This is a genomic window from Methylacidiphilum sp. Yel (genome assembly GCF_004421185.1).
In the GTDB taxonomy this organism is placed as follows: domain Bacteria; phylum Verrucomicrobiota; class Verrucomicrobiia; order Methylacidiphilales; family Methylacidiphilaceae; genus Methylacidiphilum.
In genome coordinates, this window is sequence record NZ_LXQB01000016.1 from 1 (window position 1) to 14655 (window position 14655).

The 14655-nt window shown below is 41.0% G+C and carries 17 protein-coding genes; 4 read left to right on the forward strand and 13 right to left on the reverse strand.

Annotated features, from left to right (window positions below; translation table 11 throughout):
- Positions 1 to 75: 75 nt before the first annotated feature.
- The 13 genes from A7Q09_RS03020 to A7Q09_RS03080 all read right to left on the reverse strand — a co-directional run bounded on the left by A7Q09_RS03020 (position 76) and on the right by A7Q09_RS03080 (position 12106).
- A complete protein-coding gene (locus tag A7Q09_RS03020; RefSeq protein ID WP_134389836.1) occupies positions 76 to 1305 on the reverse strand; it encodes an SIS domain-containing protein in 1230 nt (409 codons plus the stop codon).
- The gene (hypE, locus tag A7Q09_RS03025; protein WP_134389837.1) at positions 1299 to 2315 is read right to left on the reverse strand and encodes a hydrogenase expression/formation protein HypE; all 1017 of its coding nucleotides are present in this window, start codon (positions 2313 to 2315) and stop codon (positions 1299 to 1301) included. The genes A7Q09_RS03020 and hypE overlap by 7 nt, the downstream gene beginning before the upstream one ends.
- A gap of 54 nt (positions 2316 to 2369) precedes the next feature.
- On the reverse strand, positions 2370 to 3476 hold the full coding sequence (gene hypD / locus A7Q09_RS03030) for a hydrogenase formation protein HypD (RefSeq protein WP_134389838.1): 1107 nt from the start codon (positions 3474 to 3476) through the stop codon (positions 2370 to 2372).
- A 29-nt stretch (positions 3477 to 3505) separates the two neighbouring features.
- On the reverse strand, positions 3506 to 3802 hold the full coding sequence (locus tag A7Q09_RS03035) for a HypC/HybG/HupF family hydrogenase formation chaperone (RefSeq protein ID WP_134389839.1): 297 nt from the start codon (positions 3800 to 3802) through the stop codon (positions 3506 to 3508).
- A 56-nt stretch (positions 3803 to 3858) separates the two neighbouring features.
- Entirely contained in the window at positions 3859 to 6198 is a 2340-nt protein-coding gene (gene hypF / locus A7Q09_RS03040; RefSeq protein WP_134389840.1) for a carbamoyltransferase HypF, read from the reverse strand.
- 54 nt (positions 6199 to 6252) lie between these two features.
- The gene (locus A7Q09_RS10875) at positions 6253 to 6690 is read right to left on the reverse strand and encodes a hypothetical protein (protein WP_244228481.1); all 438 of its coding nucleotides are present in this window, start codon (positions 6688 to 6690) and stop codon (positions 6253 to 6255) included.
- A 70-nt stretch (positions 6691 to 6760) separates the two neighbouring features.
- The gene (locus tag A7Q09_RS10880) at positions 6761 to 6964 is read right to left on the reverse strand and encodes a hypothetical protein (protein WP_244228482.1); all 204 of its coding nucleotides are present in this window, start codon (positions 6962 to 6964) and stop codon (positions 6761 to 6763) included.
- A gap of 44 nt (positions 6965 to 7008) precedes the next feature.
- The gene (hypB, locus tag A7Q09_RS03050) at positions 7009 to 7794 is read right to left on the reverse strand and encodes a hydrogenase nickel incorporation protein HypB (RefSeq protein WP_134389841.1); all 786 of its coding nucleotides are present in this window, start codon (positions 7792 to 7794) and stop codon (positions 7009 to 7011) included.
- Positions 7795 to 8452: 658 nt separating this feature from the next.
- Positions 8453 to 8782 carry a hypothetical protein gene (locus tag A7Q09_RS03055; protein ID WP_134389842.1) on the reverse strand — a complete coding sequence of 110 codons (330 nt, stop codon included), beginning with the start codon at positions 8780 to 8782 and terminating at the stop codon, positions 8453 to 8455.
- 512 nt (positions 8783 to 9294) lie between these two features.
- Complete coding sequence (locus tag A7Q09_RS03065) at positions 9295 to 10026, reverse strand: TonB-dependent receptor (protein WP_134389843.1); 732 nt, start codon at positions 10024 to 10026, stop codon at positions 9295 to 9297.
- Positions 9935 to 11290: a TonB-dependent receptor domain-containing protein gene (locus A7Q09_RS03070; protein ID WP_134389844.1), complete on the reverse strand. Its 1356-nt coding sequence runs from the start codon at positions 11288 to 11290 to the stop codon at positions 9935 to 9937. Before A7Q09_RS03070 ends, A7Q09_RS03065 begins: the two co-directional genes overlap by 92 nt.
- 13 nt (positions 11291 to 11303) lie before the next feature.
- A complete protein-coding gene (locus A7Q09_RS03075; RefSeq protein ID WP_134389845.1) occupies positions 11304 to 11690 on the reverse strand; it encodes a Plug domain-containing protein in 387 nt (128 codons plus the stop codon).
- A gap of 14 nt (positions 11691 to 11704) precedes the next feature.
- Positions 11705 to 12106: a HypC/HybG/HupF family hydrogenase formation chaperone gene (locus A7Q09_RS03080; RefSeq protein ID WP_134389846.1), complete on the reverse strand. Its 402-nt coding sequence runs from the start codon at positions 12104 to 12106 to the stop codon at positions 11705 to 11707.
- Between the two features lie 316 nt (positions 12107 to 12422).
- Here A7Q09_RS03080 and A7Q09_RS03085 point away from each other — a divergent pair, with 316 nt between their 5' ends.
- The 4 genes from A7Q09_RS03085 (at position 12423) to A7Q09_RS03100 (ending at position 14602) form a co-directional block, all read left to right on the forward strand.
- On the forward strand, positions 12423 to 12704 hold the full coding sequence (locus tag A7Q09_RS03085; protein WP_134389847.1) for a type II toxin-antitoxin system Phd/YefM family antitoxin: 282 nt from the start codon (positions 12423 to 12425) through the stop codon (positions 12702 to 12704).
- Positions 12674 to 13174, forward strand: coding sequence for a hypothetical protein (locus A7Q09_RS03090; protein WP_134389848.1), 501 nt, complete (start codon positions 12674 to 12676; stop codon positions 13172 to 13174). The genes A7Q09_RS03085 and A7Q09_RS03090 overlap by 31 nt, the downstream gene beginning before the upstream one ends.
- Positions 13175 to 13610: 436 nt before the next feature.
- Positions 13611 to 13865, forward strand: a complete 255-nt coding sequence (locus A7Q09_RS03095; RefSeq protein WP_134389849.1) for a hypothetical protein — start codon at positions 13611 to 13613, stop codon at positions 13863 to 13865.
- 101 nt (positions 13866 to 13966) lie between these two features.
- The gene (locus tag A7Q09_RS03100) at positions 13967 to 14602 is read left to right on the forward strand and encodes a DUF6084 family protein (protein WP_134389850.1); all 636 of its coding nucleotides are present in this window, start codon (positions 13967 to 13969) and stop codon (positions 14600 to 14602) included.
- Positions 14603 to 14655: the final 53 nt, after the last annotated feature.

A 14655-nucleotide genomic window follows, 5' to 3' on the forward strand; every position in this document is an offset into this window, starting at 1 on the left:
GCCGATGAGAGTGTCAGGGTCTATCAAAACCTCAACACCCTCATCGGAGAGCTTGCCCTGGCTAAATCTGGTCAGTTATCTCCAGGAATCCCCTGCCTTTAGGCATGGGGAGGATGTCAATGGTTCCTTTTCCATTAAAAGCTCACAGATCAAATGGTAAACGGTAGCCTGCACTTCTTGGATTCGAGGAATGTAATCAGAACGAACGATAATGGATAGGTCAGCAAGCCCCCTGCGAACGATCTCCCCTCCATCGTATCCCAAAATGGCAATAGTAGAAAGCCCCTTTTTCCTTGCTTCCTCAAAACAGGCCAAAACATTGCGTGATCCCCCACTGGTCGAAATTCCAATGACTACATCCCCAGATTCCAAATGGGCCATCAATTGACGCGAAAAAATGACTTCTGCTCCCACATCATTTGCCAGGGCAGAGAGCACCGCTGGTTCTATAGATAATGAATAGGCAGTTAAAGGTTTGGGCCATTCTAGAGAGATATTCAGTAGGTCTAAAGCAAAGTCATTGGCATCCGTAGCTGATCCTCCATTGCCAAAGAGAATAATTTTAGCCCCCTGTTGACCTTTTTCTTTAAGTAGTTTTGCTGCCTGAAGAATCTTTTCGCCCTCTTCTTCTACCAACTTTAATCTTAATCTTTCATCTTCTTTGGCTTTTTCTTGTATTGACCAACTTACTTCCTCAATAATCCCTGCCTCTGGCTGTCCATCCATACCCAAAAAGGGATAGAGAAACTGTGCTTCTCCTCCTGATTGTCCCAACTGACGGTGTTCAAAAAAAAGATGCACTGTTTCCCATAAGGTGTGATAAAGGATTTCGACGATCTCTTGAAATATAAAAGGATCTTCAGAAGGATTCTCTATAAAATAACTTCCTTTCTTTCCAGGGAGCGCTAAAGTCAAAGCCCCCCTTCCCATTGCTAGATCAATGGCCTTTTCAACTAAAACATCTCCTTCAATTCCACTGAATCCAAAAACAATATCATTAGCCTTGCAGATGGCCTTAAGCCAATTAAAAAAATCCGCTGAGATATCTAAAGCCGGCAGCGCTCGTTTGCCAACGATTACAGGATGGACAAACTCTACCGAAACATGCTGTGCATCCGTTTGAGAAGAGCCTCGACCAAAAGCCAAAATTCTACCTCCATTCAAAAACCGGCTAGCAATCTGCTGGCAGATTGTAGCCAATGATAAAGCTTCTTTTTGGAAAAACAGGGTTGAGAGCCCGTTCCGCTTCTCAACCCGTTGCCTTATCCAATTAAGCTCTTTTGTTATTTTTTCTTTCCTTAACATATCCTTGGCAAGGGATCTCCTACAAGCATATCAACCATCCGACTCCCGCCATATGCAGAAAGAGTAACCACTTTCCCAGAAGGTTTGTCCGAAATTACCCCAATAATTCTGGCTTCTTCTCCTCCAGGAATGTCATTTAGCAGCTTTTGAAAATCAACGGCCTTCTTCTGATCCACAACAGCAACAAATTGCCCTTCAGAAGCTATGTGCAGAGGATCCAGACCCAAGATCTCACAAGCTCCCCGAACTTCTTGACGAATTGGGATCAACTCCTCTTCGATCATAACGCCAAAGCCAATGTCATGGGCAAGTTCATTAAGGACGGAAGCCAAGCCTCCCCTTGTCGGATCCCGCATCCACTTGATAGCCGAAGGCTCCAATCTAATCATGGGTTCAATCATTGGCCAAAGAGGGCGGCTATCTGTTTTAAGAGTTGCTTCCAGTTCTATTTCTCCCCTGGCTAAAAGAACTGTAATCCCATGGTCACCGATAGGACCTGAAAGTAAAATTTTATCTCCAACTTCCACTCTATGAGGATCTAAATTCACCCCTGGTTCCACAAGCCCATACCCAGTCGTTGTAATATAAAGCCCGTCTCCTTTTCCGTGCTCAACGACTTTTGTATCCCCACCAGCAATAATAACCGAGGCAGCTTTTGCAGCCCGAGCCATGGCTTTGACTTCCCGTTGAAAAACCTCCATCGACAGCCCTGCTTCCAGAATCCAACTGGATAAAATAACAAGCGGCTTTGCTCCCGAAACGGCCAAGTCATTCACAGTCCCGTTGACCGCAAGTTCACCAATGGACCCACCCGGAAAGGCTAAGGGGCTGACCACATAACTGTCTGTTGTGAGCGCATACCTGGTTTTATCCCATTCGATAATCGCAGCGTCAGCAAGAGGCTCTAAAAGTGGGTTCCTGCATTCAGCCAATATCACCTGTTCAATTAACCTCCTACTCGATTTACCTCCCGCTCCATGAGCCAGTTCTATGCACTGTTCCAGTTTCATTTTCCAATTCTAAGGCAAAACCTAATTAACTTGAAAGCCCACTTGTCCCTCTGCCTAGAGCTCTGTTTTCTGATAGACGTGATGGAAGTAGGCTGCACACGCTCCTTCAGAAGAGACCATCAAGGCTCCTACTGGATGTTCTGGATTGCAGCTTCTTCCAAAAAGCTTACACTGATAAGGCTTAAGCACTCCTTTAAGGACTTCTCCACACTGTGCTGCTTTTGGATCAGTAAGAGTAATGCCTTGAGTGCCAAAACGCAGTTCAGCATCCCAATAAGAAAATTCCTTTTTAATTTTAAGGGCTGACTGAGCTATGAATCCCAGTCCGCGCCATTCGAAATACGAACGAAGCTCAAAAACCCGTTCAAGCAGCTTCAACGCTGTGCGATTACCTTCCCAAGGAACAACGCGGCCATACTGATTTTCCACCTCGCTCTTTTTTTCTTTTAACTGGCGCAAGATTCGTAGAATGGATTCTAAAATATCTAAAGGTTCAAAACCTGAAATCACTATTGGTTTCTTATAATTTTGAGCAACAAATGCATATGGCCGACACCCAATCACTGTAGACACATGACCAGGACCAATAAACCCATCAAGTCGCATATCTGGCGAATCTAGAATCGCTCGAATGGCAGGCAGAATCAACACATGGTTACAAAATACAGAAAAGTTTTTTATTCCCCATTCCTGTGCCTTTAAAAGCGTTAGAGCCGTTGCAGGAGCTGTAGTTTCAAAACCAATTGCAAAAAAAACAACCTCTTTTTTAGGATGTTCTTTAGCCAGCTTCAGGCTGTCTAATGGGGAATACACCATTCGAATGTCTCTGCCTTTTGCTTTCAGGACCAAAGGACTGCCTGTTTGACCTGGCACTCGCATCATATCCCCAAAAGCGGTTAAAATCACTTTTGGATCTTCAGCAATTCTCAGCCCCTCGTCAATTCTTCCCATCGGCAATACACATACAGGACATCCTGGACCATGGATCAATTCAACATTTGAAGGAATAAGAGCATGTAGGCCAAATCGGTAAATAGAAAAAGTATGGCCCCCGCAGACTTCCATGATCCGGTAATGTACCGTAGGATCAGCTAGCTGTTGAATCGTTTCTATTGTCTTTTTAATAAGTCGACTGTCCCGAAATTCATCTACATATTGCATCTAAATCAGATCCTTCAAAGAAGTATCTTTTATGTTTTTTTTTCTTCTTCCATAGAATAACCTTGAAGCTCTTCCATTGCCTGTTTATCTTCTCCAAGCATGGAAAGAATCCGCAACTGATCCTGAGCTTCACGTTCAGATATTTTCGCCAATGCAAATCCGACATGAATTAATACCCAATCCCCTGGTTTCGGCTCTTCGTCCTTTATTAATTCAATGTTGATCCTCCTCCTCACTGAAGAAACCTCAACAAGAGCTGTTTGAATAAAAGGCATTTGATCATAAGGATCCATTTCAACTATTTTTCCAGGAATTGCTAAACACATATCCTTTTGTAGGCTATTCTTTTTCTCATTGATGTCAATGCCAAGTAAAGAAGGCTTCAGAGCTTTTTCTTTATCCAGTGATTTTCATAAGCAAGGGCAATGAGCTGACCAAAACTGATATTTTCGTCATTGGGACAGAGAGCCGTATGAAAATAGAGTTCAAATTTGTCTCCCCACAAAAGCTTCAAAAGGTCAACTAATAAGCCATTTTGAAAGACTCCGCCAGAAAAAGCTATTTTCCGCACTCTAAACTCGTTGGCTAGTCTTCCGACCAGCAGGGCTAGCCAATAGTGTAGTCCAAAAGCGATCTCCTCCTTCGGTCTTTTATCTTCTGCCATCTGCCTCATCCATCGGATCAACTGACCTAGTTGAACCACACTGTTATAAAGCTTAGCCTCAGGAACTTTCCAATTTTTTATTGCCTGCATGTTGTTCCAAAGACCTGCAGATAAAGCGTACCGGGTAGCTTGTTTTTGCAACTCCATGGCTGCTTGACCTTCAAAAGTAGTATAATCGCAAAGACCAAGTATCGAGGCTACTCCATCAAAAATTCTGCCAACACTTGAACTTAAAACATATTTTCTTGCTTCAATCATCTTCAGATAGGTTCTCCATTCAAGAGCTGAAAACTTCGGTCTTAAAAAATTCAGTTCATCTAATGTTCCAACCTGTGATGACCACAAGCCAAGAGCAGAAATACGCGGTTCTTTAATGCCCTTGTCGGCTAAGAGAAGAGGGAAATATTCGAAATGAGCTAGCCTCTTCATTTCTTGATCCCTTTGAAAAAGAAAAAATTCTCCCCCCCAAATTCTTCCGTCTTCCCCATATCCAGTCCCATCCCACACGACACCCAATACAGGCTGCTGTTGCCAAAGAAGGTCGTTTTCGGCTAAAACCGCCCAAAAATGGGCTTTATGATGCTGTATAAAAACAGGGTTGAGTTTATAATTCTTTGAAATCTCCAACCCCAATTCAGTCGAATGATACCGAGGATGAAGGTCCACAGCGAGAGCTGTGGGTATAAAATCAAAAAGTTTTGTAAAATGAGACAGGACTTTCTGATAAGTTTCATAAGCATTCCAGTTGCCCAGATCACCTAAATATTGAGAAACATACAGGTTTGATTCGTGACAAAGACTGAAAGTAGCTTTGAGATCCGATCCCAAAGCCAACAGAGAAGCTGACTGTGAAATTTCGTAAGAGTCTAAACTATAAAAAGGAGCAAAAGAACGACTTCTTCGGAGCAAAATCGGCGTCTTCGTCACAGGGGAACATGCCATGACGGAATCATCCTGAGGAACAGCAATGTCTCTGTTATGACTAAGAACTTTATCAACTACCCCTTGGAGTTGAGAGAATACTTCTTCCTCTGTAGTTAGTATGGGAGAGCCGGAAATGTTCGCGCTGGTTGCTACCACTGGATGTTGGATGAGATCAAGAAGCAAAACGTACAAGGGAGCATAAGCAAGCATGATCCCAAGAGTATCTTGCAAAGGTGCAATGTGCTCAGAAAGGACCAAAGAGAGGTTTATTTTTTTCCTTAGGAGCATAATTGGCTTTTGACGGGATGTCAGCCACCTTTCTTCTTCATCGGAAATTTCAGTATGTTCTTTGACAGTCTTAAGGTCTTGAAACATTAAGGCAAAAGGTTTATGAGCCCTTTTTTTGCTTTCTCTCAGGCGCAAGACAGTCCGATCGCTGTAGCCGTCTGCAATAAGTAAAAAGCCTCCGATACCCTTCACAGCGACAATTTCTCCTGCTAAGATTGCCTTTGCCGCTTCGTCAAGCGCAGCCTGATTGCAGCCCAATTCATTTCTTTGTTTATCATAAAGTCTTAGGGTTATCCCGCAGTCTTTGCATGAATTGGTTTGAGAATAAAATCGGCGATCCAGTGGCTCCTCATATTCCCTTTGGCATTCATAACACATCTTAAAAGAAACCATCGTCGTTCTCTGCCTGTCATACGGTAACGAAAGGGTGATGGAGAAACGTGGCCCGCATTGCGTACAGGTTATGAAAGGATAACCAAAGCGCCGATTGGTTGGAGAACGAAGCTCCACCAGGCAATCCTCACAAAGATCAAGATCAGGCAAAAGAAGGACCGATGGTTTACCTTCTTCTTGACTTTGTTCGATGGTAAAATACTCATAATTTTTGATTTCTGTTTGTTCGAAGACCGACGAACTGATAAATGCAATAGACGGAGCTTGATCGATGAGATCACGACAAAAAGTTTCAACATTTTCTTGAGGCCCCTCGACATGGATGTGGACTCCACTTGTCGTATTGTTGACCCAGCCTTGCAGTGCAAGTCTTTGAGCAAGCCTGTAAACAAAAGGCCGAAAACCAACTCCTTGAACTTTGCCTTTTAAATGAATGCGTAAGGCTTTTTTCATTACAGGTGCTTTGACATCAGCTAGGTCGTAAACGAAAGGCTGAGCTTTTTAGCTTCATTCTCCTCCTCCAAACAACCAGAACAAACCCACTCCTATAGCCAAACTGCCAAAACAGATATTTAACCATTTCCCTTTCCTTTGCGTATCTAATAGTCGACTAAAAACCATCCTGGATAAAAAGAATGAAAAAACGATCATTCCCAATATAGCTCCTACCCCAAATCCTAAAACATAAAGGGCTGCAAGTGTTTGAGTGGGAAATGCCAAAACGGGAAGGGCACCGAGAAAATGGTTGGATCCCGCAACACCATGCAACAACCCTATCCCTAGGGATGCATGGGTATGATAATGTGGACTATGCTCGTGTACGAGGGAAGTAGAGGAGACAGACGGAGTTTCCTCGTGGTAGTGAATATGACAATGTTCTATCCCCTCATGATGATGGCTATGGATATGAATTTTCTTTTGAAAGACTCGGCGAATGGTCCACATCCCTATCCCAATCAAGACAATCCCAACCGCTTTTTCCGACCACCGAGAAAGCTGAGCGATCGGGAAGAGATTACGAAAAAAAAAATAAAATAACCGCTAAAATCCAGATTCCTCCGCTATGTCCTAGGCCCCAGAACAAACCAATTTTCCAGGCTGCCTTCCTGCTTTCAATAGCCAAGGGAGCAATGGCGCTCAAATGATCCGGTCCTGTTAAAGCATGAATGAATCCAGCAACTAGGCCAGTAATCAACACAAGTTCTGGGGATAAATCCACAAAACGCCTCTAATCAAGTTGGTAAAAATTCAACAACTAGATCCTTATCCTCTAATAGTGGCCAATTGTTGATTAACCCAATGAAACCACTTTTCTATTCCTTCTCCTGTTTTTGCTGATAAGGCAACGACTTCCATTCCTGGCCGAATCCTTCGAAGACCATCCATACATTTTTCCACTGAAAAGTCGACATAAGGGAGCAAGTCGATTTTGGTCAAAACCAATAAATCAGCTCCGTAAAAAGCTTCAGGATATTTAAGGGGTTTATCATCCCCTTCAGCTACAGACAAAAGCAACACTCTCTTTGTTTCACCTAAATCAAAAAGAGCAGGACAAATCAAATTACCCACATTTTCAATCCATACGATCCCCTCCGAAGGTAAAGGGATCTCTTCTAGAGCATGACCAATGGTATGGGCATCCAAATGACATCCTTTGCCTGTTTGGATTTGTACCGCTTCAACACCAGTCTGCCGAATTCTTTGGGCATCTATTTCACTCTGCTGATCCCCTTCGATGACCGCTTGAGGGAATTTCCCCTGAAAAGCCTCAATGGTTTTCACTAAAAGAGAGGTTTTCCCTGAACCTGGGCTTGAAATTACATTTAGAGCCAAAATTTTTCGGGCAGAAAACAAAGAGCGGTTCGCCTTTGCAAATCGGCTGTTTTTTTCAAGAACATCCATTTGAAGTTTCACCTGCTCTCTTGGTTTCTCAGCCTTCTTCTCATTGTGATCATTATGATCATGGTGAGAATGAAGTAATTCCGGATGGTGGTTTGCTGACTGAGCTGATTGATGAGAAGCAGGCTGACAACCGCAATGTTCGCACATAAGTCTATCCTCCCCACAATAAACAATGGTTGTTTAGAATATGAGTATAAAGTATAGGTCATTTTCTTTTTTTCTAAAGTGAAATTTGTGGCTATGGAGATTTTGTCGACCACACTCAAGCTTTCTATCCTTTTAAGGATTCAGGGCATAAGCTAAAAAAATAAGTGGAAAAGACCTAGATCGGCTTTTTAGCTTCTTTCAAACTAATTGTCGAAGAGCAGCTTACCTTCTAAACTCATTCAGTTTCACTTATTTGCTTCAGTTTTTGGAAAACAGGTTTTCCATCATTCTGAAAGTGTTGCTCCTCATACATAGGTAACAGCAAGCTAAAAAAATATACCTTTAAACCTCATTCAACCGGTCTTGAAGATCACATTGCCAATGGCACTTTTTGTCGCAATATTTTGCCTCAAGCGATGGATAAGTGAAGACATGGGAAATCAAAGTCCAAATAAAACTAATGTCTTTGACTTTTTGCTAGTGTAATTTCATTACGCCATCAGAAGACCATGTTCCAGTCACTACACCATCAATGTATTATGGAAGATTAGCTTCAAGATTGTTAAAAACAGTTCTAAAAGCTTTTAGGCATTCTTAAGAAAAACTAGTTACTCCCTATAGAGCATATTCGAGGAACCATAATAAAGAAAAAACGGCATTAATTAGCCGCTGGCGATTCGTTCTCCCTGGAAGGACCATTGGGAGTCTCTGATGATGTCTTGGAATCCGTTTCTTGACTATCTTTAATTATTATGTTCCATAATTGATGAAGAATATAATAAAAGAAACCGATTCGGATCATTTTGGAAAGTATCCACCGGAGAGAATATAAGAGAAGACCTATAATAATTCCAATGATCAAACTGATCCAAAGGAGGTTTTCATTAGGTAAGTTTTTACTAACCCGCTTTAAAGATTCCAAGAAGCGGGCTTGAGCTTCTTCTAGCCTTAATTTAAAATCTTGTGAGCTATTTTTCGTATTATCCATAAAAAAAATCCAGACAATAACATTAAGAAGGCGCCACAGAGAAATGCTCCTCCAATTTTTCCTATTCCTGCACTAAAAAGAAGATAAAGACCCCATATTCCATAAAAAAACCCAATAAGAAAAGAAATTGCCGAAAATATAATAAAAATTAAACTGATTAAGAGAAGAATAAGAAAAGCCCAAGCCTTGCTACCAAGATAATTTAGCTCCGATTCCAAAAATTCGAAAAAGTGGAGAACTAGCTGGCCAATTCCCCAAAATGGCTCTTTTCTTCCTGAAGTCTCGCCTTCTTTGTTTGCCATCAAAATCTTGATCAATTGAGAAGTATATTACAGAAAAAAAAACTGAATTTAAAGAATCATTTCAGGAAACACACTCATAATTTTGGGTATCTACAGATAATTTTTGAAATAAATGATAAAGTCAGACTCCCGTATTCAACCAGAGTGCCCAAATTTTTTTTCTAGAAAGGACAATGATTTATTAAAAAAAGATTTGCAATGTTGCCTGAATCAAAAAGGCATTTGCAAAGCGGCATAATCGTAATCTAAACTTGCAGCTGGAGTAAATCCAGCTCCTCCTGCCAGCAAATAATGGTTGTTGGTCAGATTATAAATCCAAAGACTGGCTTCCCATCTTCTTGCTGTATAAAACAATCTACCATTCAGCGTATACCATGAAGGGGTGCGCAAAGCATAATTAAATCCCAACCACTGACCTGTCTCCGCAATGGCCCATAGCGAAATACCAAATCCATTATCCATTTTGTATGTTGCTATCCAATTAGCATAGTTGGAAGGAAATCCCGGGAAAGGATACAGGCCAGGAGCCAGAGAAACAATAGGATCAACAGGCAAATGGTACAATGCTGCCACACGGGTCGAATAAGGTTGGTTAACTGTTGGCCCGATAGGATCCGAAGACCAGTTTTCAAAGCCATCAATTAGGTTGTATCCAAAGTTGATCCACAACTGTTTACAGGGTTGGTAACTTCCTTGGATCTGAAAGCCTCTGACCGTAGCTGAAACTGTTGGAGTTATCCCGCTAGGTAAAACAAAAGCAGGTACAAAACCCGTCTGATTATAGACAGAAAGAGCTAAGAAAAATCGATTGTTCAATAAATTGCATTTGACACCAATTTCCTCTAACTCATTAAGCTGATGGTAATAAGACCCCAGTGAATTCTGGAGCAAAAGCTCCAAATTGAGATTGAGCAGTAGTCTGCCCAAAAAAGCCTGTTGCATAAAGACTCATCCACGGATAAGGTCTGTACGAAGAGCTGAATGTTAACTGCGGTAATATGGCTGTTAGTTGAGTACGGTCATAGGGTTCAAAAGGTTCAAGAAGAATGGCTGGCGTTCCATCTGGAGGACTAGCATCAACATGGTAAAAATCCATCCTTCCACCAAAAAGCAAAGAAAGCTTGGTGCCAATCTGAATTTGATCTTGAAAAAAAGGAGAAATTTCAAAAAAACGACATTGAGTAGAAAGAAAATTATCAACGTTAAAAAAACCTCCAGGAAATCCAGGAATAGGAACGTCTGTTAAAAATGGATTGCCATAGGCAACCGCTGTATCATAAGAAACAGGAGAAGGATCATCCTGTCCTCCACTAAAAGGCTTGGTCATATCCACCTGATTTGCAGGGCCATGCCATGTTCCAAAGTATTCCAAATCGGATAAAAATCTAAAAGCCATCCCAGAATCAATCAGTTGTTTGATTTTATTGTCTTCCAAGGTAGTTATGACTTCGAGACGATCGGCTACATTATAGCCATAAGGCAGAAAAGCCCAGGTGTCCATGGGCACCGGTTGGCCAATTTCCGTTCGAAAATATTCTATCATAAGGTTATTAACAATCCGCAGCCGATCATCAATCTCCAACCGGATAATCGGTTGAAAAACTCCATAGGTTTGAAGTGTGAAATTCAAAGGACTATTGAAGATGTTGTTTCTGCGGCTAATTGGAACTTCAGGCCCAAAATCTATCACGTATCCTCCCGAAGGAGGCGGGGTAACATGACCAGGAATAAAAGCTCCTGTAGGACCTATTGATCCAATCCAACTCCCTGTCTGGTAAAGTCCGTCATGGATAAGAGCAGCATTAGGTCGATTAAGTCCTGCGTAAGGAACAAAATTGTTGAGATCCACTTCTCCATTCCAGTCGATCCAAAGATTTTCCCATGGATGGGCACTAAAAGCCAAATAGAAGGCCTCCCTTTGCATATATGCCCCATCGTAGTAATTAAAGGGTGCATAACCAGCCTGCCCAAAATAATCTATTCTGAAAGCGGCTTTTTTGGTTTTCCCGACTGGTCCTCCTAAATCTACATTCCAAAAGCTATCCCCATACATGCCAAAAGTATAGGCAGCATTTCCATGAAACCGGTCGAAATAAGGCTGTTTAGTTAGCTCATTAACGTAACCCCCAGCAAATTCTTGAGGGCCGAATATAATACTTACTGGACCAGTCACTATATCCATAGAATCATAAGCCATCATGTTCATTAAAGGACCCCAATTACCCCCCACTTGAAAAGCCCACTAACATTCCATTACGAAACACTGTTCCTGGCAGGCCCCGGATGATAGGTTCACTAACAATATTACCAGTCGCTTGAGTGGGATTTATCGAAGGGCTAAATGCAGCTAAATCATTTACAGTTAAAGCCATGACCGTTTGCATCTCCTCTTGACTTACAGGACGAATGTCGCGAGGAATTTCTAGGATGTTCATTTCAGGACCATAAGAAGAAATCTGTCGGCTGGTAGGCAAAATAGTAGGCTCGGAAGAAACAGTCTGAGCACTAACGGTAACTTCAGGTAGAGAAATGGTCGGAATGCTTCCTGGAGGTTTATTTGAATCTTTTGAATGCTTTTCTATGGCCCCATCGATTGGATCATCCATTACTTGTGCCCAAGCTACAGATTCAAAATAAATTTCCAGCTTAAAGAAAAGAGAAAGATTAAAAAAACCAGGCAAAAAAACAAAGGAGGAAGAGGATCCAAAGAGAAAGATCCGTAACAACAAGCTTCAGCTTCAATCCAAGGTCCTTCATGTAAAAAAGTCGCTAATTCTTTAAGCAAAAGAATTTCATATGCAGAAAACTTAGCAAAATCGACTTTGGTTTTGGCAAAACCAAACTGCACAATAACCCAATCATCTACCTGGATTTCGGGTATAAAAGAAAAGCTAATCCTGCTTTTTCTACCTCCACACTGCACCCAGCCAACCAGATCTTTTTGCATAGGATCATAAGTAATGGAGAGAACTTGAGCAAAAAAAGGACAATTTCCAGGATAAAATTCTTTTATAAATCTCATTTTCCGGTAGAATAATACTTTAAAAGAATATCAATATAGTAAACCAAAAGAAAAAAAATTAAACTAACCAACAGTGCACTCGCAGCAGCCGGTCTTTATGGGTGATGACCAGCGGCCAAACTAGCCTTTAATCGCCTACAGCAGCCTTTCTTGTTGGAGTTTATACCAAAACCAATCTCAGCAACCAGCTCGAACGTCCAGCCCTTATGGGGCAATAGAGTTCCAGCACCTGCTTTTGCTGCTCTAGAGCACATTTCTTGACATTCTCATAAAGAGTAGCTACTATATTTTGGAAATAGCTACTTAGAGGCAAATCATGGAAGGAATCAAGATAATGACGGCTAAAGAATTAAAGAACAAAACAGGTAGCGCTTTACGATATGTGGCTAAAGGTGGAAAGATATTGATAACCTTGAGGGGAAAACCCATAGCGATCATATCTCCCCCGAATCTTGAAGGATCACTACAACAACCCCTGTTACGCTCCTTTGAGGAAGCGTGGAGAGACATAGAGGAAACTTTGGAAAAGACAGAACCCTTCTTTATAAACTGGAAGGAGGCTGAGAGTTGGTCAAGAAGAAAAGAAAAAAAGAGGTAATCTTTGTAGATAGCAATGTTTTTATAATAGACTTGCGATATAAAAAGGATAAAGATTATAAGATCAACAAGAGTTTTTTGGATTACTTGTATGAGAAAAAGACAGGAATTACAAGTGTATTCAACCTCCTGGAAATATGTGGGATCCTTTCCTTCAACCTAAACGAAAGGCAGATTGTAGAGCTTTATCATTACTTCCCGGATAAATATAATGTTGAAATAATACCTTCCCCACTACTGGAGTTATCCTTGCCCCAACTTGCCATAAGAAAGGTTTTTGAAGTTATAAACAGAAAAGTTAGCTTCGGGGATGCATTAATTATATCTCTAGTTGAAAGCTATATTCCCCATATCACTCATTTTCTTTCTTGGAATGCGATTCATTTTAAAAAGAAAATTTCAGTGGAAGCATCACTAAAAGTCTTAACACCCAGGGAATTTTTAACTCCTCCGGGAAATCCCCTTCCATAAGGTAGCATTGGGAGAGGCGAAGGTTTTTAGAGATGTTTTGAAGAAGTATGGAGAGGAGCAAGGAAAATGAGAGTCTCTTATAGATTCAGGGCACATAACCTTCTAAGACTACCCAACAGATTCTTGAGGAATATCTTGAGGCGTGTAGGTAGCTTTATGACAGGTTGCTTGATGAGATAAAGAGGGCTAGAGAAGAGAGCAAGAAGATTTCTCGGGAAGAGACTCAAAAGTTCATTGTAAGGTTTATAGAAGAGAAACCAGAGCTTAAGGGTGTTTATTCCAGGCTACTTCAGATGATGAACTAAGTAATCATTCAAAAGAATTCTAGAAAAATGGTTAAACCAAAATCTGAGTATCGGTAATGTAGTCAGAAGGATGGAATATGTTGAAGCAAAGGATGAATTGCACTACGTAAAACAAAAAGAACAGTTCAAAGGTGCTGAAAAAGCCTGTAAAGATGCTTGAAGAATTAGCAAAAGATGAAAAAAGTCATGCTTCTACCTTACGTAATCTCCTTGAAGAAAGTCCCTTACCTAAAAATAGAATAGAAAGCATTTTGATTAGAGAAAAATGGCATGGCAAAGGAAGAAACTGGATAACTGACTCCATTTATTGTATAAATAATGGGTTAGGAGCTGTTTTTGGCAAAGATGCTTGGGTAACTGGCGCTACTGTAAGGGACAGAACTTGAGCAAAAAAGGACAATTTCCAGGATAAAATTCTTGTATAAATCTCAACTATTTTGAAAGAATATCAATATAGTAAACCAAAAAAAAATTAAACTAACCAACAGTGCACCTTAATTTTGAAATCCTAAAAGCCCTTCCCAAAACGCAATGTTTGTCTCCTACTCTAAATTTTTTAGTCCAAGTCCATTATCTTGGAAAAGAATGTCTTGATTCGGCTCTTCTGCAAGTACGGGTTATGATAGAGCCGAAAATCAAAGATTACAGCTTATCGGAACTAAAAAGGATAGAGCGTCGTTTTGGTCCACCCGAATCTCTCAATAGTATTTTGTGGTGTGAAAAGATGCTGCTTTTAAATCGAATCAATTCGATCCAGACCGTAGATCTACCCATTGAGATTAGAGATGATCATGAATCGGCTATGTGGTATTATTTTTCCTCGTTAGAAGGAGGAGAAATCTTTTTAAAATTTTTTTTCAGTGGAATTTGTTATCTTTTAGCTGAAGACAAAATAACAGTCCGATCTATTCCTTGGAGTTCTGAATGCAGCTATCTGATGCCTTACGAAATCTGGAAAGAAACACTTTTTCGATACTATCCTGATTCCCTTTGGATCCGATTGGATCATAGCCTCTATGAAAGACCTCAGGATTATCAATTATCCCATAGACTTCCTTCGCTGCAAACGGCCTTAGAAAGGCTATTAGATAAAGAGCAAACTGAAACAAGGAGAATAGGTTGACAATAGAACAAGCCCGTCTTTTATCTCAATCTCTTCTCTACGAAGGCTATATT

Coding starts and splice junctions, on each gene's coding strand:
- A7Q09_RS03020 (WP_134389836.1), bottom strand. CDS start 1,305: ATGTTAAGGAAAGAAAAAATAACAAAAGAGCTTAATTGGATAAGGCAA.
- hypE (WP_134389837.1), bottom strand. CDS start 2,315: ATGAAACTGGAACAGTGCATAGAACTGGCTCATGGAGCGGGAGGTAAA.
- hypD (WP_134389838.1), bottom strand. CDS start 3,476: ATGCAATATGTAGATGAATTTCGGGACAGTCGACTTATTAAAAAGACA.
- A7Q09_RS03035 (WP_134389839.1), bottom strand. CDS start 3,802: ATGTGTTTAGCAATTCCTGGAAAAATAGTTGAAATGGATCCTTATGAT.
- hypF (WP_134389840.1), bottom strand. CDS start 6,198: ATGAAAAAAGCCTTACGCATTCATTTAAAAGGCAAAGTTCAAGGAGTT.
- A7Q09_RS10875 (WP_244228481.1), bottom strand. CDS start 6,690: ATGTGGACCATTCGCCGAGTCTTTCAAAAGAAAATTCATATCCATAGC.
- hypB (WP_134389841.1), bottom strand. CDS start 7,794: ATGTGCGAACATTGCGGTTGTCAGCCTGCTTCTCATCAATCAGCTCAG.
- A7Q09_RS03055 (WP_134389842.1), bottom strand. CDS start 8,782: ATGGATAATACGAAAAATAGCTCACAAGATTTTAAATTAAGGCTAGAA.
- A7Q09_RS03065 (WP_134389843.1), bottom strand. CDS start 10,026: ATGCAACAGGCTTTTTTGGGCAGACTACTGCTCAATCTCAATTTGGAG.
- A7Q09_RS03070 (WP_134389844.1), bottom strand. CDS start 11,290: ATGAACATGATGGCTTATGATTCTATGGATATAGTGACTGGTCCAGTA.
- A7Q09_RS03075 (WP_134389845.1), bottom strand. CDS start 11,690: ATGGATGATCCAATCGATGGGGCCATAGAAAAGCATTCAAAAGATTCA.
- A7Q09_RS03080 (WP_134389846.1), bottom strand. CDS start 12,106: ATGAGATTTATAAAAGAATTTTATCCTGGAAATTGTCCTTTTTTTGCT.
- A7Q09_RS03085 (WP_134389847.1), top strand. CDS start 12,423: ATGGAAGGAATCAAGATAATGACGGCTAAAGAATTAAAGAACAAAACA.